At 33.9% G+C, this 2,236-nt stretch carries 2 protein-coding genes; one reads left to right on the top strand and one right to left on the bottom strand.

The window, feature by feature from the left end; translation table 11 throughout:
• The first annotated feature begins 111 nt into the window (after positions 1–111).
• Complete coding sequence (locus A9239_RS18485; RefSeq protein WP_338041693.1) at positions 112–324, top strand: type I restriction-modification enzyme R subunit C-terminal domain-containing protein; 213 nt, start codon at positions 112–114, stop codon at positions 322–324.
• 54 nt (positions 325–378) lie between these two features.
• Here A9239_RS18485 and A9239_RS13485 read toward each other — a convergent pair whose 3' ends face one another.
• Complete coding sequence (locus A9239_RS13485) at positions 379–1,062, bottom strand: isoprenylcysteine carboxylmethyltransferase family protein (protein WP_052712780.1); 684 nt, start codon at positions 1,060–1,062, stop codon at positions 379–381.
• Positions 1,063–2,236: the final 1,174 nt, after the last annotated feature.

Genomic DNA, 2,236 nt, shown 5'->3' with positions numbered 1-2,236 from the left:
TTTAAAATAGGGTTTAAAATTGGGTTTAAAATTGGGTTTAAAATTGGGTTTAAAATTGAGTCATTGGTCGTCGGTTAAGGTTTAAAATGCCATTCTTGCCACTGATATTATATAACTCAAATATATTCAATTTATTTAAAACAGTCAGGAACCCTGAAATTTAATGAAGACCAGATGAACTGGCTTTGCATGATTAAAGATTATGTTGCAACTCGCTTCTATCTGGAAATAGATGACCTTGATTACACTCCCTTTGATGCCCTTGGCGGGCGAGGTAGAATGTACCAGCTTTTTTGGGACGAGATGAATTCGGTCATCAATTAATTAAATGAGGTTCTGGCGGCGTAAAACAAAAGTAAGTAACTTTTCAGGTTCTTTTCAAAAACCTGGAAATAGCTTATATGTTTTATTTTTGTACTCCTCATATTCTGAACCAAAAGCTTTTTGCAATGCCTCTTCTTCAACATGTATGCGGTACTGATATGCGATTAAGCTTAAGATAAATGCAACAAACGCTCCGAACCAAGTTCCAATTGATAGAGCAATCCCTATTAGAGACAACATACCTTCAGTATAGGATGGATGTCGAATATAGCTATACGGTCCATTTGTTACGAGCTTTGCTTTTTCACGAACCTGTACCTGTCCAGTAAAATACTTTTCCAGAATCCAGATTGACCATTTGCGGAGTATAATACCAACCGCAATCAAAACAAGTCCCGAATATTGGGAATTTCCGCCGAATATTCCTGTTTCAGAACCACGTAATGTAAAAGCAATAAAGAGTACTGACCAGACCATCGCGATAATGACCCAACAAGAACCTTTATCTTTATTTGTCGTCTGAGAATTCTTCCTGCTAAAAAGAAAGTTTATAATTTCACTTAAGATCCACACACAAAAAAGAATCATGAAAGATGAAACTGCAAATTGAGAAGGAAACCAATCATCAGGAAAAACTGAGTGGTGTTGCAATTGAGAAATGGTAAATAATACCAAAACAATAGCCATTGAAGTGATTGGGACATCCTCGAAAATATGACTACCCAGTGTCTTTTTCATAATAATCCTTTCTGAAGCACTCAAAGTATTAGTGAATTAAAAGTATTAGTGAATTAAAAGTATTAGTGAATTAAAAGTATTAGTGAATTATTTTGGAACTGAAACAATCAAATTAATATTATATTCAGAACTTACATTATAAATTTAATAAAGTTTATTATGCATGAATAAAAAGATTTCGAATAGAACGGGAGAAAAGTTAGGTAAAAAGTTTGAATATAGTATTGAATGAAGCTCTAGCTGTGTGACTTTACTGATACAAAGGATATTCCGGCTAAAAAAAGGGGAATATCGATTACTATGAGCACAAAAAATAAAAGGAATAAAAATAAGCGTTTTAGTAGACTTACAGGGTCTATCTATCTAGATTATCATTGTTCCTGCAAATAAAAATGCTTCTACACTTTGATCTTATCCCAAAACCAATTTTACCATTAAATTAGTAAAGTTTCAAAAATATATTCATGATTTTGCGTTTGATTCACGATCAAAACTCACTTTTGGGATTTTATCCTGAGAACATCTACCCTCTATATGTAGACGATTCAAAATCACCTAATTAATATAAATGGTTAAGCTCGTTGCTTATATATCCAGATAGGTCTATATCTTGGACGGTGGTATATATAGATGAAAAAAGTCAATCGGAATTGGGTACCATCTTCTGGGAGAAGCGGGATAAAGCTAGGCTAAAGAAGAACGAACTGCAAAGGAAGCTTATAGGACTCAAAAATGAGTATTCCAGAACAGAAGAAGAAATTAAAAAGTTAGAAAGCAATTTGGCATAGCCAGATAACTATAGAACACCCTTTTGTCAGTGCCTCATTTTCCGGGTACTTCATTTTCGGGTAAGTGAGTCTTAAGCCCCGTTACAGAATAACCTATGCATATTCGCGATTGAACATTTTGATTTTCACTATCAAGGTCGCCAATCAAAGTTACAATAAATTATAAGTTGCATAGGTTATTTCGTTGCGGGCGCTTAATGGAGAGGGGATAGGCAGCCATGGTAAGAGTTACAGGCAATACTGAGGGTTTTTATTTTTTGAACTGTACGAAATCTAATTTTTATAGCATGCTCAAACCAAAATATTCCACTTTTGATTCTTTGAAATTACAGTCTAAGAAAAGCTCTTAATGAGAACATTTTATGTGCTCTTTGTGATTCTTCATT

Origin of the sequence: Methanosarcina sp. A14, assembly GCF_001729375.1 — an archaeon.
In the GTDB taxonomy this organism is placed as follows: domain Archaea; phylum Halobacteriota; class Methanosarcinia; order Methanosarcinales; family Methanosarcinaceae; genus Methanosarcina; species Methanosarcina barkeri.
This window is presented reverse-complemented; position numbering and strand designations above follow the sequence as displayed.